The organism is Vibrio ordalii ATCC 33509, assembly GCA_000257205.1.
GTDB classification, from domain to species: Bacteria; Pseudomonadota; Gammaproteobacteria; order Enterobacterales; family Vibrionaceae; genus Vibrio; species Vibrio ordalii.
The window spans coordinates 22,502-42,979 of record AEZC01000025.1; the positions used below are offsets into that span (position 1 = coordinate 22,502).

General features: G+C 46.8%; 14 protein-coding genes and 2 pseudogenes. 10 read left to right on the top strand and 6 right to left on the bottom strand.

Annotation, left to right across the window (positions count from 1 at the left end; translation table 11 throughout):
* Positions 1-45: 45 nt before the first annotated feature.
* Both ppc and argE read right to left on the bottom strand, forming a co-directional pair.
* The gene (gene ppc / locus VOR_RS0101945; RefSeq protein ID WP_010317657.1) at positions 46-2,679 is read right to left on the bottom strand and encodes a phosphoenolpyruvate carboxylase; all 2,634 of its coding nucleotides are present in this window, start codon (positions 2,677-2,679) and stop codon (positions 46-48) included.
* A 232-nt stretch (positions 2,680-2,911) separates the two neighbouring features.
* On the bottom strand, positions 2,912-4,048 hold the full coding sequence (gene argE, locus VOR_RS0101950; RefSeq protein WP_010317659.1) for an acetylornithine deacetylase: 1,137 nt from the start codon (positions 4,046-4,048) through the stop codon (positions 2,912-2,914).
* A 155-nt stretch (positions 4,049-4,203) separates the two neighbouring features.
* Between argE and argC the strand changes: the two genes are divergently transcribed.
* The 4 genes from argC to argH all read left to right on the top strand — a co-directional run bounded on the left by argC (position 4,204) and on the right by argH (position 9,341).
* Positions 4,204-5,205, top strand: coding sequence for an N-acetyl-gamma-glutamyl-phosphate reductase (argC, locus tag VOR_RS0101955; protein WP_010317661.1), 1,002 nt, complete (start codon positions 4,204-4,206; stop codon positions 5,203-5,205).
* A 23-nt stretch (positions 5,206-5,228) separates the two neighbouring features.
* The gene (argB, locus tag VOR_RS0101960; RefSeq protein WP_010317663.1) at positions 5,229-6,020 is read left to right on the top strand and encodes an acetylglutamate kinase; all 792 of its coding nucleotides are present in this window, start codon (positions 5,229-5,231) and stop codon (positions 6,018-6,020) included.
* A 93-nt stretch (positions 6,021-6,113) separates the two neighbouring features.
* On the top strand, positions 6,114-7,337 hold the full coding sequence (locus tag VOR_RS0101965) for an argininosuccinate synthase (RefSeq protein ID WP_010317665.1): 1,224 nt from the start codon (positions 6,114-6,116) through the stop codon (positions 7,335-7,337).
* Positions 7,338-7,466: 129 nt separating this feature from the next.
* Positions 7,467-9,341: an argininosuccinate lyase gene (argH, locus tag VOR_RS0101970; RefSeq protein WP_010317667.1), complete on the top strand. Its 1,875-nt coding sequence runs from the start codon at positions 7,467-7,469 to the stop codon at positions 9,339-9,341.
* 194 nt (positions 9,342-9,535) lie between these two features.
* Here argH and VOR_RS0101975 read toward each other — a convergent pair whose 3' ends face one another.
* The 3 genes from VOR_RS0101975 to VOR_RS0101985 form a co-directional block, all read right to left on the bottom strand.
* Positions 9,536-9,790: a DUF3624 domain-containing protein gene (locus VOR_RS0101975; protein WP_010317669.1), complete on the bottom strand. Its 255-nt coding sequence runs from the start codon at positions 9,788-9,790 to the stop codon at positions 9,536-9,538.
* Between the two features lie 129 nt (positions 9,791-9,919).
* Complete coding sequence (locus VOR_RS0101980) at positions 9,920-11,389, bottom strand: dihydrolipoyl dehydrogenase (protein ID WP_010317671.1); 1,470 nt, start codon at positions 11,387-11,389, stop codon at positions 9,920-9,922.
* Positions 11,390-11,502: 113 nt separating this feature from the next.
* Positions 11,503-12,231: a redoxin family protein gene (locus tag VOR_RS0101985; RefSeq protein ID WP_010317674.1), complete on the bottom strand. Its 729-nt coding sequence runs from the start codon at positions 12,229-12,231 to the stop codon at positions 11,503-11,505.
* Between the two features lie 147 nt (positions 12,232-12,378).
* Between VOR_RS0101985 and oxyR the strand changes: the two genes are divergently transcribed.
* Positions 12,379-13,269, top strand: coding sequence for a DNA-binding transcriptional regulator OxyR (gene oxyR / locus VOR_RS0101990; RefSeq protein ID WP_010317675.1), 891 nt, complete (start codon positions 12,379-12,381; stop codon positions 13,267-13,269).
* 36 nt (positions 13,270-13,305) lie between these two features.
* Here the strand turns inward: oxyR and VOR_RS0101995 are convergent, their stop codons facing one another.
* Complete coding sequence (locus VOR_RS0101995) at positions 13,306-15,804, bottom strand: penicillin-binding protein 1A (protein WP_010317677.1); 2,499 nt, start codon at positions 15,802-15,804, stop codon at positions 13,306-13,308.
* 149 nt (positions 15,805-15,953) lie between these two features.
* On the opposite strand from VOR_RS0101995, the gene pilM reads away from it, so the two are divergent.
* The 5 genes and pseudogenes from pilM to VOR_RS0102020 all read left to right on the top strand — a co-directional run.
* Complete coding sequence (gene pilM / locus VOR_RS0102000; protein ID WP_010317679.1) at positions 15,954-16,964, top strand: type IV pilus assembly protein PilM; 1,011 nt, start codon at positions 15,954-15,956, stop codon at positions 16,962-16,964.
* Positions 16,954-17,556, top strand: a pseudogene (locus VOR_RS17620) (PilN domain-containing protein). The gene pilM and the pseudogene VOR_RS17620 overlap by 11 nt, the downstream one beginning before the upstream one ends.
* Positions 17,549-18,142, top strand: coding sequence for a type IV pilus inner membrane component PilO (locus VOR_RS0102010; protein WP_010317685.1), 594 nt, complete (start codon positions 17,549-17,551; stop codon positions 18,140-18,142). Before VOR_RS17620 ends, VOR_RS0102010 begins: the two are co-directional and overlap by 8 nt.
* Positions 18,129-18,650 (top strand): pilus assembly protein PilP, encoded by a 522-nt coding sequence (locus VOR_RS0102015; protein ID WP_010317687.1) that lies wholly within the window; start codon positions 18,129-18,131, stop codon positions 18,648-18,650. Before VOR_RS0102010 ends, VOR_RS0102015 begins: the two co-directional genes overlap by 14 nt.
* 152 nt (positions 18,651-18,802) lie before the next feature.
* Positions 18,803-20,404: pseudogene (locus tag VOR_RS0102020) on the top strand (type IV pilus secretin PilQ); the annotation flags it as partial.
* Positions 20,405-20,478 lie beyond the last annotated feature (74 nt).

The following is a 20,478-nucleotide window of genomic DNA, read 5'->3' on the forward strand; positions in this document are numbered from 1 at the left end:
ACAGTGACGGCCTTTTAGCTAGTTTGTGAAATAAAATGCTGTTACTTAGCCTGTGTTACGCATTCCTGCTGCAATGCCGGCGATAGTCACCATTAAGGCTTCTTCTAACTCTGCTGGTGCGGTTTCGGTTTGGCGAGTGCGATACAACAGCTCTGCTTGCAGCATATTTAATGGCTCAACATAGATATTGCGCAGACGGATTGACTCTTGACCCCAAGGATCGCTTTGCATCAAGTTCTCATTGTTTTCTACATTTAACACCGCTTTGATGTCTTTCTGTAATTGAGAACGCAAACGCTCACCGAGCGGGCGTAACGATTCATCGACTAAGCGTTCATCGTAATAGCGTGAGATTTCAATGTTGCACTTGGAGTAAACCATCTCTAGCATGCCCAAACGCGTTGAGAAAAATGGCCATTCACGGCACATCTCTTCCAGCAGTGCTTGGTGTCCTTTATTGATAGAAAACTGAATTGCTTCTCCCGCACCTAGCCAGGCTGGTAGCACGAGGCGGTTTTGGCTCCAAGAGAAGATCCACGGGATTGCGCGTAAGCTTTCGACCCCACCATTAGGGTTGCGTTTAGCCGGACGTGAACCGAGCGGTAATTTACCCAGCTCTAGCTCTGGCGTTGCTTGGCGGAAGTACGGGACAAAGTCCGGCTCGCCGCGAACAATATGGCGATACGCTTCGCAAGAGACTTCAGACAATACCTCCATTAAGTCGCGCCAATCTTGTTTTGGCTCTGGCGGTGGCAGCAGGTTCGCTTCTAAAATGGCGCTGGCGTACATCGTAAAACTATTGACCGCTACTTCTGGTAGACCAAGTTTAAAGCGGATCATTTCGCCTTGCTCCGTCACACGCAAGCCACCTTTTAAGCTTTTGGGTGGTTGTGAAAGCAGTGCCGCATGTGCTGGAGCACCCCCGCGACCAATGGTGCCGCCACGTCCATGGAATAGCGTCAGTTCAATTCCGGCCTCTTCACTGACATTAACCAAAGCTTCCATTGCGCTGTATTGCGCCCAACCGGCGGACATTACACCTGCATCTTTAGCCGAATCAGAGTAACCAATCATCACCATCTGGTGGTTTTGAATAAAGCCACGATAGAGATCAATGCCCATTAGCTGGCGGATCACCGTTTCTGCGTTGTTTAAATCATCCAAAGTTTCGAACAGTGGACAAACGTCCATGCGATAAGGGCAGCCACACTCTTGCAACAATAGATGTACAGCAAGTACATCTGATGCGGTACGAGCCATCGAAATCACATAAGCACCAAAGGCTTCGCGAGGCTGAGAAGCAACGATTTTACAGGTGTCGATCACCTCTTTCACCGCTTCTGAAGGCTGCCAGTCACGAGGTAACAAAGGACGTTTTGAACTCAACTCATTGGTGAGAAACGCAATTTTGTCTTGCTCGCTCCACTGGTCATAATCACCAATGCCTAAATAACGGGTGAGCTCGGAGATCACATCAGAGTGACGAGTGCTCTCTTGGCGAATGTCCAAACGTACAAGATGCACACCAAACGCTTTAATCCGGCGCAGAGTATCAAGCAGCGAGCCATCGGCAATGACGCCCATGCCGCATTGATGTAAAGATTGGTAGCAGGCATAAAGCGGTTCCCACAACTGTGCGATATTTTGCAGTGGTGCTTTGCGTGCCAGTTGTTGGCCATTGATCTTGGCATCCAACACTTCCAGTGTTTCGCTGAGTAGTTCACGCAGGCGTTTGAGAATAGCGCGATAAGGTTCGTGTTCATCTATGCCAGCCAGATCGCGTAGCGCGTCACTGCATTTGGTCATCGACAGTTCGCTGACCAGCTCATTGATATCACCTAGGTAGAGATCGGCCGCTTTCCAGCGAGAAAGCAGCATTACTTCACGGGTGATTTTATGAGTCACAAAGGGGTTACCATCACGGTCGCCGCCCATCCACGAAGAAAAATGCACAGGGCGTGCATCAATTGGTAGCCCTTCACCTAAGTAGTTGGTGAGGTGCTCATCAAATTCACGAAGAAAATCAGGCACGGCTTGCCATAGAGAATTTTCTACCACCGCAAAGCCCCATTTTGCTTCATCCAGTGGCGTAGGGCGCTGCTTACGAATCACATCTGAATGCCAGCTTTGCGCGATCAACTGTTCTAAACGGCGTTCGGTTTTTTGGCGCTCTTTAAATGAAAGGTCACTGAGTTCAAGCTTGGAGAGACACTCGTTAATTTTCACCAGCTTGTTGATCATCGTGCGGCGTGTAATTTCGGTTGGGTGAGCCGTTAGCACTAACTCGATATTGAGATCGCGTACCGCTTGAGCAGCATCCAATTTACTGATTTTATTTTGATTTAGTTTAGTAAACAGTAAGTTAATCGCATCAGGCTCACACACATGTTCTTCACAGTGACGTGAAATGGTGTGGTACTGCTCGGCCATGTTGGTTAAGTTAAGAAATTGGTTGAATGCCCGCGCTACTGGGGTGAGCTGTTCGTTGGGAAGGTTTTTGATCTCTTCAACCAAGCTGTCTCGGTCGGCTTGATTGCCATTACGGGCTGATTTTGAAAGTTTTCGGATGGTTTCCACTTTCTCTAAGATAACGTCACCATGGGCGTCCTGAATGGTGTTGCCCAGCAAACGGCCAAGCATGCTCACGTTACTTTTGAGCGCAGCGTATTTTTCGTTCATTGTCATCCTGCCTTGTAAAAAAATTACATCCATTGTTCCTTGCTAAGTACACAATCTAGCGAAAAGATCCCTGTAGAGTCAAATAAAGCCGACTATTTTTACGATTATTGCTGAATGTTATTGAACGTGATCATTTGGTGAATAATTGGCGTAAATTACTGAAATTTTATTACAAAAATGCCCGACCGTAGAAACGCTGTCAGGCATTTATCGCTTGAGTAAGCTTGGTAGGCTAGAAGCAGTATTTATACATTGCTTTGGACAAAATCGAGATGGTTGGATCAATAAATTCAAACGCTAGGAATTCATCCGGTTGATGCGCTTGATCGATCGAACCCGGGCCGAGTACCAGTGTTGGACATAATTGTTGTAAGAACGGTGCTTCAGTACAGTAGTTCACGGTTTGTGAAGCGGTATTGCAAATCTCTTCAATGTTGCCAATAAAGGGGTGATCATGCTGACATTCATAACCCGGAATCGCATCATGCAGCGCGGTAATCTCAATGCGGCCGGGCCATTTTGCACTGACTTCATTCAGTGCATTGCGCAGCAAGTTATCGAGCCCATCTAGACTCATGCCGGGCAGCGGGCGCACATCGTAATGCAATTCGCAGCAGCCACAAATGCGGTTTGGACTATCGCCACCGTGGATATGGCCGAGGTTCAATGTGGGGTGAGGAATGGCAAAGCCTGGGTGATGGTACTCTTTGATCAATTTGTCGCGCAGTTGCATTAACGCGAACAGCACTTCATGCATGATTTCGATGGCATTTACGCCCAGAGCTGGATCAGACGAGTGGCCCGATTTTCCTGTCACTCGAATAGCGTTGGCTACGTGGCCTTTATGGCCGCGGATGGGCACAAGGCTAGTCGGCTCACCAATAATGCAGTAATCCGGTTGAAATGGCGCATGTTCAGTGAAATGACGCGCGCCGAGCATGGTGGTTTCTTCATCACAGGTAGCCAACACATACAGCGGTTTACTCTGTTTACTCCAATCGACTTTTTTCACCGCTTCGTAGATAAACGCAAAAAAGCCTTTCATGTCTGCCGTGCCTAAGCCATAGAAACGATCATTGGCTTGCGTTAACGCGTGTGGTTCAAAATTCCAACGTCCTTCGTCAAATGGAACGGTATCACTGTGCCCCGCGAGCAGTAGGCCACCTTCGCCGCACCCTTTCTTCGCCACTAAATTGTATTTTCCCGGCGCGACTTCAATGGTGTCGACTACAAACCCTAAGCTGGAAAACCAGCTTGCCAATTTATCAATCACATTCTGGTTACCTTCGTCCCAACGAGCATCTGTGGAGCTGATGGAAGAGGTCGAAATCAGACCTTGGTAAACCTCAAGAAAACTGGGTAATTGCATATTATCTTTGCTCCTAGTATTGACAGAGTAATTGCGAGAAGGTAAAACACATATTAAATCACTTTGTGTGAATAAAAAACCGAGTTAAGTGTCTTTTTTGAAATTTATAGTCATTTTTAGATTGTCTTTTTTACCTTGAAATTGGATGTCACGAGATGTTGAAAACCACAATTATCGGAGCTAGCGGTTATACCGGCGCTGAGTTGGCGTATATGGTGCAAAAACACCCACAACTCACGCTATCAGGTTTATACGTTTCCGCCAATAGCCTAGATGCTGGAAAACCAATGGCTGAGCTGCATGGCAAACTCTCTGGTATTGTCGACATGCAGGTACAACCATTAATGGATCCGGTGAGCGTTGCAAGCCAATGTGATGTGGTGTTTTTAGCTACGGCTCATGAGGTGAGCCATGATCTCGCGCCTATTTTTCTTGCGCAAAATTGTCAAGTTTTCGACCTTTCTGGTGCTTTTCGCGTCAAAGGTGATGATTTTTACCAAAATTACTATGGTTTTAAACATCAACACCCTAAATGGTTAGAAAACGCGGTTTATGGACTGGCGGAATGGAATTGTGAGGCAATTAAGCAGAGCCAATTGATCGCCGTTGCAGGTTGCTATCCAACCGCATCGCAACTGGCGATAAAGCCTTTGGTTGAAGCGGGTTTGTTAGATACAACTCAATGGCCGGTGATTAATGCCACCAGCGGTGTCACCGGCGCGGGCAGAAAAGCGACATTAACCAACAGTTTTTGTGAAGTGAGCTTACAGCCATACGGCGTGTTTACTCATCGCCACCAACCTGAAATCGTCGCCCATTTAGGATGTGATGTGATTTTTACGCCTCACTTAGGGAATTTCAAACGCGGTATTTTGGCCACCGTGACGATGAAGCTTGCATCGGGTGTTTCAGAGCAACAAGTCAGCCATGCTTTTGAGAAGGCGTACGCTAACAAACCCGCTGTTCGGCTCAAATCAACCTTGCCGAGCATCAAAGATGTTGAATTTACGCCATTTTGCGACCTCGGTTGGCGAGTGCAAGGTGAGCATATTATCGTCGTGTCCGCGATCGATAATTTATTAAAGGGGGCATCGAGCCAAGCGATGCAGTGTTTAAATATTCATTACGGTTTTTCTGAGCTAACGGCTTTGGTGTAACGCACCAAGCGTAAGGGTTAAATATGACAGATACAAAGCAAAATCCATTAGTGATTAAGTTAGGCGGCGCGGCGCTGTCTTGTTCTGAAACGCTAAGCAAACTGTTTGGCGCAATCGCACTGTATCAAGCCCAAGCTCAGCGACGAATTGTCATCGTGCACGGGGGCGGTTATCTCGTCGATGACCTGATGGCGAAATTACAACTAAAAACCGTGAAGAAAGAAGGTTTGCGTGTCACGCCTTATGACCAAATTCCGCTGATTGCAGGCGCGCTGGCTGGGACAGCCAACAAAATGCTGCAAGGGCAAGCGATTAAAGATGGCTTAAATGCGGTTGGTTTATCGCTCGCTGATGGCGGGTTATGCAAAGTCGAAGAGTTGGATCCAGAACTCGGCGCAGTGGGCAAGGCTTCTCCTGGTGATTCACAAATCGTGCAAGCGATTTTAGCCGCTGGTGGTTTGCCTATTATCAGCTCGATTGGCCTGACTGCTGATGGCCAAATGATGAATGTCAACGCCGATCAAGCAGCCGTTGCAGTGGCTGGCGCATTGGATGCAGAACTCGTTCTTCTTTCCGATGTGAGCGGTGTGCTGGATGGCAAAGGCCATTTGTTGTCGAGCCTCAATGAGCAGCAGGCCAATGCGCTGATTAAAGGCAAAGTGATCACGGATGGCATGATTGTCAAAGTGAAAGCGGCGCTGGAAGCGGCAAATGATTTAGGTCGCCCGATTGAAGTGGCGACATGGCGTTACCCAGATAAGCTCAGCAAATTGTTTGCGGGCGAAAGTATCGGGACCCAATTTTTACCTCAATAAACGCATTTAATCAGTTGTTGATAACAGCTGTAAGTAATTAATCACCCAGAGCACTGACCGCCAAGCGCAGCGCCGGGAAATGGAGAAAGTAAGATGAGCAAGGTTCAAGTCAATAAAGTCGTTGTCGCATACTCTGGCGGTCTAGATACCTCGGTAATCATTCCGTGGTTAAAAGAAAACTACGATTGTGAAGTGGTTGCCTTTGTTGCCGATGTCGGCCAAGGTGAAGAAGAATTGGTCGGCATTGAAGAGAAAGCGAAAGCGTCTGGCGCGTCAGAGTGTTATGTGGTCGATCTTAAAGAAGAGATGGTCGCTGAATACATCTACCCCACACTAAAAACAGGTGCTTATTACGAAGGTAAATACCTGCTTGGGACGTCAATGGCTCGCCCAATCATTGCCAAAGCGCAAGTCGAAGTAGCGCGTAAAGTGGGTGCTGATGCGCTGTGTCACGGCTGTACGGGGAAAGGTAATGACCAAGTGCGTTTTGAAGGTGCGTTTGCAGCCCTAGCGCCTGATTTACATGTGATTGCCCCTTGGCGTGAGTGGGACATCGTGAGTCGTGAAGAGTGTCTTGATTTCCTTGCTGAGCGTAACATTCCTTGCGCCGATTCATTGACGAAAATTTACTCGCGTGATGCGAACGCGTGGCACATTTCGACCGAAGGTGGCGTGCTTGAGAGTACTTGGAACGCCCCCAATGAGGATTGCTGGGTATGGACAGTAGATCCAGAGCAAGCGCCAAATGAGCCAGAATTTGTCACACTGCAGGTCGCGAAAGGCGAAGTCGTTGGCGTCGATGGTGAACTGATGACGCCTTACAACGCACTCGTTTACCTTAATGAGAAAGGCTCTAAACACGGCGTTGGTCGTATCGACATCGTCGAAAACCGTTTGGTTGGTATGAAGTCTCGTGGTTGTTATGAAACCCCGGGAGGCACCATCATGATGGAAGCGTTGCGTGCTGTTGAGCAGTTAGTGCTCGATAAAGCCTCATTCGAATTTCGTGAAGAACTGGGTGTCAAAGCGTCGCATCTTGTATACGATGGCCGTTGGTTCACTCCGCTGCGTAAATCCATCATGGCCGCAGCCGATGAGCTGGCACAGGATGTTAATGGTGAAGTGGTTGTGAAGCTTTACAAAGGGCAAGCGACGGTGACGCAAAAACGTTCAGAAAACAGCTTGTACTCGGAAGAGTTTGCAACCTTTGGTGAAGATGTTGTGTATGACCAAAGCCACGCGGGCGGCTTCATTCGTCTCTATTCGTTGGCAAGTCGGATCAGAGCGTTGAACGAAGCGAAGAAGAATAAAGCCTAGGTTAACCCCCAAGGTAGAGACACAAAAATAACAATAAAAGATCGCTCTAGTAGCGATCTTTATTATAAAAATGATTGAGCAATTTGATGTGGTCACGCTCAGTCGCGACCTAAGAGCAGGAGATACGCAATGGCATTATGGGGCGGTAGATTTACCCAAGCAGCAGACACGAGGTTCAAAGAGTTCAATGATTCACTTCGCTTTGATTACCGATTGGCTGAACAAGACATTGTGGGCTCTATAGCATGGTCAAAGGCGTTGGTGTCAGTGAATGTTTTGGGTGAAGAGGAGCAGCAAAAACTAGAACTTGCGCTCAACGAACTCAAACTGGAAGTGATGGAAGATCCTGAGCAGATCTTACGCTCTGATGCAGAAGATATTCACTCTTGGGTTGAGCAGCAGTTGATCAGCAAAGTGGGTGATTTAGGCAAAAAGCTGCACACTGGGCGCTCTCGTAATGACCAAGTCGCGACCGATTTAAAATTGTGGTGCCGCCAGCAAGGTCAACAATTACTGTTGGGGTTAGATCGCCTGCAAACGAAATTAGTGTCGGTTGCTCAGCAGCACCAAGCGACGGTTTTGCCCGGTTATACCCACCTGCAACGTGCGCAACCAGTGACCTTTGCGCATTGGTGTTTGGCCTATGTTGAAATGTTTGAGCGTGATTACTCTCGTTTAAATGATGCGATTAAGCGCCTTGATACTTGTCCGCTTGGCTCCGGCGCGCTGGCAGGTACGGCCTATCCGATTGATCGTGAACAGCTTGCTCATCATTTAGGGTTTCGCCGTGCCACGCGCAACTCGCTCGATTCAGTATCTGACCGAGATCACGTGATGGAATTGATGTCGGTGGCGTCGATCTCGATGCTGCATTTATCGCGCTTGGCGGAAGATATGATCTTCTACAACTCGGGTGAGTCTGGTTTTATCGAACTGGCTGACACCGTGACTTCGGGTTCATCCTTGATGCCGCAAAAGAAAAATCCTGATGCATTAGAGCTGATCCGTGGCAAAACGGGCCGTGTTTATGGCTCGCTTGCGGGCATGATGATGACGGTCAAAGCCTTACCACTGGCTTATAACAAAGATATGCAAGAAGACAAAGAAGGGCTGTTTGACGCGCTGGATACTTGGAACGACTGCATGGAAATGGCTGCGCTTTGCTTTGATGGCATCAAAATTAAAACCGAACGGACTTTAGAAGCGGCCAAACAAGGCTATGCCAATGCTACCGAATTAGCTGATTATTTAGTCGCCAAAGGGATCCCTTTCCGTGAAGCGCACCATATTGTGGGCGTAGCGGTGGTTGGCGCGATTGCGAAAGGGTGTGCGCTTGAAGAGCTGACCCTTGCCGAGCTTAAAGAGTTTTCGTCGGTCATTGAAGATGATGTTTATGCGATCCTCACCATTGAATCTTGCTTAGAAAAACGCAGCGCTTTAGGTGGCGTTTCGCCAAAACAAGTGGCCTATGCGGTTGATCAAGCCAAAGCGCGTTTAGAAAAACGTGACACCACGGCGGTGAAAGTTCGCCCAGCCCGTTTGACGGATATTGAAACGCTGGAAAGTATGGTCACTTATTGGGCGAATATGGGAGAAAATCTGCCTCGTTCACGCAATGAGTTGGTGCGCGATATTGGTTCATTTGCCGTGGCGGAACACCATGGTGAAGTGACGGGATGCGCCTCGTTATATGTCTATGATTCTGGTTTAGCTGAAATTCGCTCACTTGGCGTAGAGGCAGGTTGGCAAGGTCAAGGACAAGGAAAAGCGATCGTCTCGTATTTAGTCAATAAAGCGCGGCAAATGGCGATTAAGAAAGTGTTTGTTCTGACTCGAACGCCAGAGTTTTTCATGAAGCATGACTTTATTCCAACCTCAAAAAGCCTACTGCCAGAGAAAGTACTCAAAGATTGTGAACAATGTCCACGGCAGCACGCTTGTGATGAAGTGGCGCTTGAGATCAATTTGGTTGAGCAGATCATCAAGCGAGTCAAGGTCGCTTAATACATTGATTACCAAAGCGGTTATTCGCGTTAATTATGCTGTGTAAAAAGATCTCAAAAAGATCGAATGGTCACGGAACAATTTAAGAAAGGCGCGGTCTATATCTGTACCACTGCTTTTTCTTAGAAGAATCTAAGAAGGCCCCAAACCTAATATTGGTTCTGGGGCTTTTTTCTTTTGCGCTCTTTGGCTTTTTATTTGTCGCGCCTTTGCCGCTTACGCCAAGGGAGTACCACAAACTTCATCCACAAATGTAAAAACAGCAAACCGTTAAAGGCAAAGCCAGCCATCAGTAAACTGATTGATTCAATGGTTTTTGGGTTATCTCTACATAGCCACCACCACACAAGCCAGCATCCAACCGACAGTACAGTGAGCTGATCCATACAAGATTGGCAGCGGCCGATTTTTTTCCAAAACCACGAAGATTGACAGTTATCGCAAGGCATAAAGGCGCTCATTCAAGAGAAAATAACGGCAGTATAACGTGCGCGAAGGTGTGAGTCTAAGGAGCGGCTGAAACTAAAGCGTATAAAAAATGGCCGCGCAAGGGCGGCCGTATGAATGGATATTTAAGGTTAACAGCCCGGACCGCAGTCCATGCAATGCTTGATCATCTCAGGGCCCAAATGAAGTTTCGCGTTTAGGTCACGCAGCGCGGTGCGCACGCCTTCTTCAATTACGGGGTGATAAAAAGGCATATCCAACATCTGTGAAATCGTCATCTGATTTTGATGTGCCCACGCCAGTAAATGAGCCAAGTGCTCCGCATTCGGTCCCATCATTTCAGCGCCTAAAAATCGCCCTGTTCCTTGCTCGCCATACACATGCAATAACCCTTTATTGCGCAGCATGACGCGTGAACGGCCTTGATTTTCAAACGACACAGTACCGATAGCAAAACAGCCACAATTTCCCAAACGAGTGGTTAGCTGTTTGTAGGATTCACCGACCATCGTAATTTGCGGGTCTGAAAAAACCGCTGAGATAGAGGAACGACGAAGCCCGGCGCGAATATCTGGGTAGCGGCCAGCGTTATCCCCTGCAATACGACCTTGATCGGCGGCTTCATGAAGCAGTGGCAGTTGATTACTGGCATCACCAGCAATGAAAATACTGTCTACAGAGGTTTGCAGCGTATAGTGATCGGCCGTTGGTACGCCGCGCGCATCAAGGGCTACATCGGTATTTTCAATCGCCAATTTATCGATGTTCGGGCGTCGACCGGTTGCCACCAACACATAGTCAACGATAAATATCTCAAGCTGACCTTCACGGTTGATGAATTGGATTTCAACTTTGTCGTTTTGGCCTGTTGGAGAAGCAATGCGTTTCATGCTTTCCACTTTAACGTCAGCGTCTAAATAGAATTCTTCTTTAAACGTTTTATCGGCGTAAGCCATCACATCAGGGTCGGTTAATGGGCCAACTTGTCCACCAATGCCGAACAGCTTCACTTTTACTCCTAAGCGATGTAAGGCTTGACCTAGTTCTAAGCCAATCACTCCCGGGCCAAATACGGCAACAGATTCCGGTAAGTCGTCCCACTCAAATAGGTCATCATTAATGATTAAGCGATCGCCAAGTTCATTCCATATGGCTGGGTAGGCTGGGCGAGAACCGGTAGCAATCACAATCCGCTTGGCGTTGATTTGGGTATGGTTGTCAACTTGCAGGGTGTGATTGTCGATAAATTGGGCGTAGCCTGAAATTTTATCTTCAGCGGGTATCTCCTCAACGCCTTCAAGCACAAATCCGACAAAGCGGTCACGTTCACGTTTTACCCGCGCCATTACTTCACGCCCATTAATGACAATGTCACCCTGAGGATGAACACCAAAAGCGGGAGCTTTGTGGATGTGATGGACACTCTCTGCTGCGGCAATCAGTAATTTGGATGGCATGCATCCGACGCGAGCACATGTGGTTCCGTACGGGCCACCTTCGATCATGACGACGCTGGTCGTATGTGCTTTTGCGGCACGATAAGCGCCGAGTCCTGCGGTTCCACCACCAATAATGGCTACATCAACGTTTAACTGTTTCATCATCGCTTTCTCTAAATTTGGAATGTAGGTAACCAATGGCAACCTTCAATAACGCTGCCATTGAGTCTAAATGAGGAGGATGCCCTAGGAAGATTTCCCTAGGGCAGGCGTGATTAGCCTAGGTAAGCTTCCAGTTCTTCGCTGCCACCAATGTGTTTACCGCCGATGAATACTTGCGGAACAGTGGTGCGACCTGTGATTGCACGCAGGCTGACGGTAGTTGCATCTTTACCTAGTACCACTTCTTCATATTGAAGGCCGTGATCAATCAAGTGCTGTTTGGCTTTAGTGCAGAATGGGCAACCTGGTTTAGTAAATACGGTCACCGATTCTTGTGTTTTATAAGTCGGAGCAATGTATTTCAACATGGTATCAGCATCTGATACTTTGAACGGGTCACCTGGTTCATCGGCTTCGATAAACATTTTTTCGATGATGCCGTCTTTGACTAGCATGCTGTAACGCCATGAACGCTTACCAAAACCGATTTGGCTTTTATCAACTAGCATACCCATACCGTCAGTAAATTCGCCATTACCATCAGGAATGAAAGTAATATTTTCTGCTTCTTGGTCTGCTTTCCAAGAATTCATTACAAAGGTATCGTTCACTGAAACACATAGGATGTCATCAACGCCATGCTCTTTAAAGACAGGGAACAGTTCGTTGTAACGTGGCAAGTGGCTTGATGAGCAGGTTGGGGTGAAAGCACCTGGCAAGCTAAATACGATGACAGTTTTACCTTTGAATAATTGATCTGTTGTGATGTTAACCCATGCATCACCTTGGCGAGTAGGGAAAGTGACTTGTGGTACCGCTTGGCCTTCTTTAGATACTAACATTCTATTTTCCTTGTGATTTTTCTAAGTTTCATTATTCGTTAAAGAGCCGTTGCTCTCATTTGTTGGAGCCATTATGGAAGAAAACCTTTGATAGCTCCAATCGTTTGATGCTATGGTTTTGATAGGTAAGCTCTATTGAGGTTAAAGATGAACATTCGTGATTTTGAGTACTTAGTATCATTAGCTGAACATAAACATTTTCGTAAAGCAGCAGAAGCTTGTTTTGTGAGCCAGCCAACGCTCAGTGGCCAGATCCGCAAACTTGAGGATGAACTGGGAACGGTATTATTAGAACGCAGTAGCCGCCGAGTGTTGTTCACCGATTCTGGCTTGCAATTGGTCGATCAGGCCAAACGTATTTTAAGTGAAGTCAAAACCTTCAAAGATATGGCCAGCGGTCAGGGCGGCTCGATGAGTGGTCCTATCCATATTGGATTCATTCCAACCTTAGGCCCCTACCTTTTGCCACGTATTGTGCCCTTTTTAAAAGAGCAATTTCCTGAGCTGGAGCTCTATTTACATGAAGCTCAAACCCAGCAATTGGTGCGTCAGCTTGAGGATGGGAAACTTGACTGCTTGGTTCTAGCCTCTGTTGTTGAAACGGCTCATTTCAAAGAGATTGATCTGTATGACGAAGCTTTGAGTATTGCAGTGCCAAGCGCACATGAGTGGGCCAATAGAAATGAAGTAGAGATGCTTGAGCTAAGAGGACGTACTGTACTGGCATTAGGCGATGGCCATTGTTTGCGCGATCAAGCCCTGGGCTTCTGTTTTGCGGCAGGCGCAAAAGATGACGAGCGTTTTAAAGCGACCAGTTTAGAGACGCTGCGTAATATGGTTGCGGCGGGTGGGGGAATTACCCTGTTACCTGAGCTCTCTTTACCAGATGTTAAAGAGAAAGATGGCGTTTGTTACCTTAAAGCGGTCAACCCACAACCTTCACGCCGCTTAGTATTAGCTTATCGGCCGGGATCGCCGCTGAGACAGCGTTTTGAGCAGTTGGCTCAGTCAATCAAAACTAAGCTAAATGATAAATAAAAAAAGAGGCTAAATTTAGCCTCTTTTTATTGAGCTTTAGAACAGCTCTTCACCTGTAGGTGAAGAGTAGATGTTGTCAGAGACACTCTCTGCGACGTACTCGGTTGGCTCTGTACCTTGAATGAAGTATTCAAACATCGAACTTGAGTCAAACTTAGTGGTTAATAAGCCAGTATCGATATCGATTCTAACCCGCACAATATTCGCTGGAATGGGTTTGTCTTGCGCTGGCACATCGACCAGTACTTGACGCATAAAATCAATCCAAGCGGGTTGCGCCGTTTTCGCGCCAGCTTCCGCACCGGATACACCGTCGTCATCTACGTTGCTGTTTTCAGTGGTCTTACCTAAGTTACGGTTATGATCATCAAACCCGACCCAAGCAATAGCGACCATGCCCGGTGCATAACCGTTGTACCACGCATCTTTGGAATCATTGGTCGTTCCTGTTTTACCACCAATATCACGACGCCCCAGCTTTTGTGCACGCCAGCCTGTACCATTCCAACCCGTTCCTTCACGCCAATTTCCGCCACCCCAAATATTGCTGTACATCATCTCTCGGACAAGAAATGCGTTTTGTTCCGAAATTACTTGTGGAGCATAGTGCGATGCAACATCTTGCTCATCGAACTCATTTGTGTCTGGGGTGCATTGCTGTTGGCAAACGACTTTTGGTGTGGCTTGATACTCAAGTTTGCCAAAGGGATCTTCAACTTTGCTGATGTAATAGGGTTCAACATAATAGCCGCCGTTGGCAAACACAGAATAACCTTGCGCCATCTTAACCGGCGTTAAGCTTCCTGCACCTAAGGCAATGGTTTCTGAACGTGGCACTTGGTCAATATTAAAACCAAATCGAGTGAGATACTCACGTGTTTCATCCAGACCAACAGCGCGTAGCACTCTCACCGCCATCACGTTTTTAGACTGAGCCAAGCCAATGCGCAGACGCGTAGGGCCAATATAAGTCGGTGGTGAGTTTTTAGGACGCCATGCAGTGCCTTGGCTTTGGTCCCATTGGTTAATCGGCGCATCATTAATCAGCGTCGCTAAGGTCATGCCTTGATCGATGGCGGCTGAGTAGATAAAGGGCTTAATACTTGAGCCCACTTGTCGCACCGATTGTGTTGCACGGTTAAACTTGTTGTGTACAAAGTTAAAGCCGCCAACCAGCGCCAATACTGCACCGTTGTCTGGGTTCATGGTGACAAAGGCAGTGTTGGCATTGGGGACTTGGCTTAAGAACCACAGTGGTACTTCGTCAGTGGTATTGCCATCGTTATGCTCAGCGCGCTTACGAACCCAAATTTGTTCACCAGCCGCTAATATCTCAGTCGCTTTATTCGGTACTGGGCCTTGTCGAGAATCGGTTAAGAAACGGCGAGCCCAGCTCATACCCTGCCAATCAATAGTTTGGGTCCCTTTATTTTTCACCCAAACCGTCGCCGATTGGTTGTTTACGTTAGTAACGACGGCTGGCAATAAATCTCCATAAGTCGGCTCATTATTTAAGTGCTCGGCCAGTTGCTGTTCATTGAATGGTGTTTGACCTTCTTTCCAAACCACTTTTTCTGCGCCGCGATAGCCATGACGCTCATCATAGGCGAGTAGGTTATTGATTGCAGCTTTACTTGCGGCTTGCTGCTGTTTGGAATCTACCGTTGTGGTGACAATCATTCCAGAGGTATAAGCGGCTTCTTCACCATAGCGTTCCACCATCCATGCACGGGCGATTTCTGCTACATAAGGCGCACTGAGTTCAATTTCAGCGCCGTGATATTTAGACATCAGCGGTTCAGAGCGAGCTTGCGTATATTGCGCTGGGGTAATGTATTTCTCATCGAGCATTCTCTGTAGTACCACGTTACGGCGGCTAGTGGCGCGCTCTAGAGAATAGATAGGGTTCATGGTCGAAGGCGCTTTTGGTAGGCCAGCTATCAGTGCGATCTCGCTCAGCGTTAAGTCCTGTACTTCTTTACCAAAGTAGACTTGAGCTGCGGCTCCAATCCCATAAGAGCGATAACCGAGATAAATTTTATTGAGGTAAAGCTCTAGGATTTCTTTTTTCGTCAGCAATTGTTCGATATGGATAGCGATAAAAATCTCTTTGATTTTTCGCATGATTTTCTTCTCATTAGAGAGATAGAAGTTACGAGCAAGCTGCTGAGTAATGGTACTTGCACCTTGTTTAGCGCTACCAGAGGCGATAACCGCAACCGCCGCTCGCGTGATACCAATCGGGTCAAAGCCATAATGCTCGTAAAAGCGGCTATCTTCGGTGGCGATAATTGCTTCGATAAGTTCAGACGGGATCTCTTCAATGCGCAGCGGAACTCGGCGCTTTTCTCCAAATTGGGCGATGAGCTTGCCATCTTGACTGTAGACCTGCATCGGTGTCTGCAATTGTACATCACGTAAAGTCGCTACATCGGGGAGGTCTGGCTTCACGTAAAAATAGAAGCCAAATACCGTCGTGACTCCAAGAATAATGCAAATCAATGAAAGTAATAACAATCGCTTTATGAACTTCACCGGATAATCCCTGTTTAGTTAAGGCTGCCCTTATGCAAACCCTTGTAATCTAGGCTAAAAATTTAGCTCTAAAAATAAATTGTGGCTTATTTAACCTCAAAATAAGCAAATCGAGCTAAGCCTAAGCAGCGTTACTGGAGCTAAGCCGTATGGGTAAATCATTGGTTACGGGTATAGATATTGGCCACTATAGTATTAAAGCGGTGGTATTAAAGCCAGCAGGTGATTCATATACACTGATTGGCTGTAAAGAACTACTTATTACAGAGGATATATTCTCTGATAACCACACGCTGGATTATCAGAAAATTGTAAAGAAACTCAAAGAACTAAGAAAGGGTTTACCACTATTTAGTCACAAAGTCGCCATATCGGTACCGGACAATGCGGTAATAAGTAAGGTATTACAGATAGATAGTGACCTGCAGGCGCGTGAAAAAGAGTTTGCTATTTATCAGGCATTTTCTCATCAGTCACCGTTCCCGATGGAAGAGCTGAGTCTCGATTTCGTCAAAGTGATGGAAAAAAGCGTAAGTCGCAGTAGCACCGTAAGTTATCAAGTTTACGCCACTCGCAAAGATGTCGTGGAAAGCCGTGCGTTAGCGGCTCAAAAAGCGGGCTTTTTACCGATCGCAGTTGATGTGCAAATACACAGTTTGTTAAACATTTGGCAGTTGGCGAGCAGGGCACAGCATCGCAGCGATTGGATGCTCATGGATGTGGGCCATACCCAAACGGCGCTCTGTATTGATTTTACTGATAAAGCCCCTTTTCATAAAGAAATCCCTCTCGGTTGTCAGTGGTTGTCCCAAGACAGCGCGATGTCGGGCACCAATGCCGAATTAGCCGATAAAAACGAGCGCTTTGTGCATGAGTTGATCGAGCGACTTCAACGTCAGTTGCAGCTTTTTACCTCCGTAAATGGCGCGGGCAGTTTAGCAGGCATTTGGCTCTCAGGTGGTGGCGCAGATACTCCGATGTTGGCGCAAGAGATCTCGCGGCGTCTCAAGCTTGAGTGCGAGATTATCGATCCTTTCCTTCTGTTTAACAATAAGTTAGCGAAACGCCAGCAGGGTGAGCTGTCTGGGCAGAGTTTTAGCACCGCAGCGGGTCTTGCACTGCGTGGTATCGAGTGGTTGGAGTCTTCTCATGTTGCATAGCATTAACTTACTGCCTTGGCGAGAGGAACAAAGAGCGGCGCATAAGCGTCGTTTTATGGGCTTGGTCGTCTTAGGTGTGATGAGCGCTGTTGGTATTCAATGGGGTATCGGTTTGTATTTCTCTGGGCAAGCACAGCAGTAAGAGTCTCGTCTGGCTTATTTGAATCAATACATTCAGCGGCTTGATAAACAGATCAATGCATTAAAAATAACGGAACAAGAACACAAGGCACTATTAACTCGCTTGTCGGTCGTCGAGTCATTGCAAAGCCAACGCAATAAAACCACCGAGTTGATGAACCTGATGCCACAGCTTATGCCTGAAGGAGTCTACGTCGATAAGATCAAAATGAATGGTGAAGAAATTGAAATCACCGGCATCAGTGACAGCACTGCGCGTCTTGCGACCATGCTCGATAATTTTGAAAAATCAGCCTTACTTTCCGATGTCAACATGCACTCTATCGTGCATGGTAATAAGCGATTTGGTAAGGATTTTCAGACGTTTAAAGTGTCATTTATGTTTCATTCCCCGACACCACAGGGCGCTGCGCTAACCAAGATTCGGCCTACAGGAGCTGTTCATGACTAGTTTTCAAGATCTTGATATGGATGAAATGGCTGAATGGCCGTTGCTGCCTCAACTGTTGGTTATTGTGTTGTTGATGCTGATTATTCAAGGTGTTGGCGCGTGGTTCTACCTGATGCCTCAAAATGAGCAATTGCAGAACTTAAAACAGCAAGAAGAGGTGCTGAAATCGACCTTACGGATTAAAGCCAGCAAAGCCGCCACCTTACCCCAGTTGCAAGCTCAACTGGATGAATTAACCGAACGTTATGACTTTTTATTACGCCAATTACCCGTGCAAAAAGAGCTCGCAAGCATGCTCGCATCGGTCAATGAACTAGGGCTAGATAACGCGTTAACCTTTACACGTATTGATTGGGGAGAGAAACAGAATAAAGAGTTTCTGTATCGTTTGCCGCTCAATATCGAATTGACCGGTAATTACCACGACATTGGTGATTTTTCAGAGGCGATCGCGAAATTGCCCCGCATCATTAATTTCGATGATGTTGACTGGCAACGGGTTAGCCAGGAAAGCAGTACGTTACATTTTAGGGTGCGCGCTTATACCTATCAATTCAAGCAAGAGGTGGACGATGAAGCACAATAATCTGCTGCTGATGGTGCTGTGTATTACCAGCGTATTGGTTGGTTGTAAGGCGAATCAAGATCCATTGAAAGTTTATGTAGAGCGGGTCGAGGGGCAAGCACGCAAAGACGTCGCCAAATTAAAACCCATTATTCAGTTTCAAGTTACTCATTATGCGCAACATGAATCCCGCGAACCTTTTGTGTTGCCTAAAGAAGCGATTGTACAAAATCAGCCTGTAGTGAAGGCCGACTGCTGGCAGCCTCCGGCTCGCAGTAAAAATGGCCAGCTAGAGCGCTATCCGCTTAATCAACTGCGATTAAAAGGCGTGATGAGTAGCGGGGGCGGGGTATCGGCATTAGTACAAACGCCTCAAGGCAAGGTCGTTAACGTGAAAGCGGGACAATATTTAGGTTTGAATCACGGCAAAGTTACTCGAGTTGATTCCAATTACCTGCTGATCAATGAAACCTTGCCAGACGGCTTAGGTTGTTGGAATCAACGAAACGTCAAATTGGCTCTGAAATAGAATTTGAATTTAGAGAAATCACTATGACTAAAGGACGACAGACACAAATGACTATGGTATTTCGGAGCCTCTTATTTGGCTTATTATTGAGTGTTGCAGGGCTAAGTGTTGCAGGGTTAAGTGTGGCGACAGAAACCGCGCAGACCAACGAGCTTAAAGGCATCGACTTTCGAGTCAATAAAAACAAAGATGCGGTATTGATTGTTGAACTCGCATCACCCTCGACGGTAGTTAATGTGCAGAAAGTGGCTGACGGTTTACAAATTGAACTGCTTAAGACGGATGTCTCCAATGAGAAACTGTATGTCTTGGATGTCAAAGATTTTGCAACCGTTGTTGAGAGTATCGAGGTATTGCGCAAAGAGCCAAGTACACAGTTACTGGCGACCATTCATGGCGAGTTTAAGTATGATTACAGCTTGAAAGGGAAATACCTTGAGGTGGTGATTGGCAAACTGAAAGAACAAGAAAAACCTAAGCCGAAGAGCATTCTTGAGAAAGAGGGCAAGCTCATCTCGATTAATTTTCAAGATATTCCTGTGCGAAATGTTTTGCAGCTTATCGCAGATTATAACGCGTTTAACCTAGTCGTCTCAGATTCGGTCACTGGTAACTTGACGCTACGGCTTGATGGCGTGCCTTGGCAGCAAGTGCTCGATATCATTTTGCAAGTCAAGGGATTGGATAAGCGTGTTGACGGCAATGTGATTTTAGTGGCACCTAAAGAAGAGATGGATTTACGTGAAAAGCAGCAACTTGAAAAGGCACGTTTGGCTGAAGAGTTGGGCGATCTTCGTTCTGAAATCATCAAAATTAATTTTGCTAAGGCGTCTGATATTGCGCAGATGATTGGTGGTGAAGGGGCCGTTAGTATGTTGTCTGAGCGAGGTTCCATCAGTATCGACGAGCGAACCAACTCACTACTGATCCGCGAATTGGCGGAGAATATTGTGGTGATACGCCAAATTGTTGAATCACTCGATATTCCGGTTAAACAGGTGCAAATTGAAGCGCGTATTGTTACGGTTAATGAAGGGAATTTGGATGAGCTTGGCGTACGCTGGGGCTTTACCTCGACCAATGGCAACAACACCGTAGGCGGAAGTATTGAAAGTAATTTATTCCAAGTGGATAAGTCGGGAGAAAGTACATTGCCCGTTGATGATTTCCTTAACGTAAACTTAGCAGCGACCTCCGCTAATGCCTCAAGTATTGCCTTCCAAGTGGCTAAGTTGGGGTCGGATATGTTGTTGGATTTAGAGCTTTCAGCGCTGCAACGTGAGTCGAAAGCGGAGATCATTTCCAGCCCTCGTTTGATCACGACCAACAAGAAACCCGCTTACATCGAGCAGGGTACGGAGATCCCTTATCTGGAGTCTTCTTCTAGCGGGGCAACGACAGTCGCCTTCAAAAAAGCGGTGCTGAGTTTAAAAGTGACGCCGCAGATAACGCCGGATAATCGCTTAGTGTTAGATCTCAGTGTCACTCAAGACCGGCCTGGGGATATTGTAAAAACAGGGACGGGAGAAGCGGTTGCAATTAATACTCAGCGTATTGGCACTCAAGTATTGGTCAATAATGGAAAAACCGTGGTCCTTGGTGGAATATTCCAACATAGCGTCAACAATACGGTGGATAAGGTGCCATTACTTGGTGATTTGCCATTACTTGGTGCATTGTTCCGCCGTTCCTATGAACAAGTAGGCAAAAGTGAGCTGCTGATTTTCGTGACACCGAAAGTCGTCATTCAATAACTTACGGCTGATATTGCGATTGGTTAAAAAATAAAGTTGCATTAGTGGCACCATATCTAGATAATTTCGGGTCT

What these genes read in the sequence shown, in the direction of transcription:
- ppc (WP_010317657.1), bottom strand. Translation starts at nt 2,679, where the DNA reads ATGAACGAAAAATACGCTGCGCTCAAAAGTAACGTGAGCATGCTTGGC.
- argE (WP_010317659.1), bottom strand. Translation starts at nt 4,048, where the DNA reads ATGCAATTACCCAGTTTTCTTGAGGTTTACCAAGGTCTGATTTCGACC.
- argC (WP_010317661.1), top strand. Translation starts at nt 4,204, where the DNA reads ATGTTGAAAACCACAATTATCGGAGCTAGCGGTTATACCGGCGCTGAG.
- argB (WP_010317663.1), top strand. Translation starts at nt 5,229, where the DNA reads ATGACAGATACAAAGCAAAATCCATTAGTGATTAAGTTAGGCGGCGCG.
- VOR_RS0101965 (WP_010317665.1), top strand. Translation starts at nt 6,114, where the DNA reads ATGAGCAAGGTTCAAGTCAATAAAGTCGTTGTCGCATACTCTGGCGGT.
- argH (WP_010317667.1), top strand. Translation starts at nt 7,467, where the DNA reads ATGGCATTATGGGGCGGTAGATTTACCCAAGCAGCAGACACGAGGTTC.
- VOR_RS0101975 (WP_010317669.1), bottom strand. Translation starts at nt 9,790, where the DNA reads ATGCCTTGCGATAACTGTCAATCTTCGTGGTTTTGGAAAAAAATCGGC.
- VOR_RS0101980 (WP_010317671.1), bottom strand. Translation starts at nt 11,389, where the DNA reads ATGAAACAGTTAAACGTTGATGTAGCCATTATTGGTGGTGGAACCGCA.
- VOR_RS0101985 (WP_010317674.1), bottom strand. Translation starts at nt 12,231, where the DNA reads ATGTTAGTATCTAAAGAAGGCCAAGCGGTACCACAAGTCACTTTCCCT.
- oxyR (WP_010317675.1), top strand. Translation starts at nt 12,379, where the DNA reads ATGAACATTCGTGATTTTGAGTACTTAGTATCATTAGCTGAACATAAA.
- pilM (WP_010317679.1), top strand. Translation starts at nt 15,954, where the DNA reads ATGGGTAAATCATTGGTTACGGGTATAGATATTGGCCACTATAGTATT.
- VOR_RS0102010 (WP_010317685.1), top strand. Translation starts at nt 17,549, where the DNA reads ATGACTAGTTTTCAAGATCTTGATATGGATGAAATGGCTGAATGGCCG.
- VOR_RS0102015 (WP_010317687.1), top strand. Translation starts at nt 18,129, where the DNA reads ATGAAGCACAATAATCTGCTGCTGATGGTGCTGTGTATTACCAGCGTA.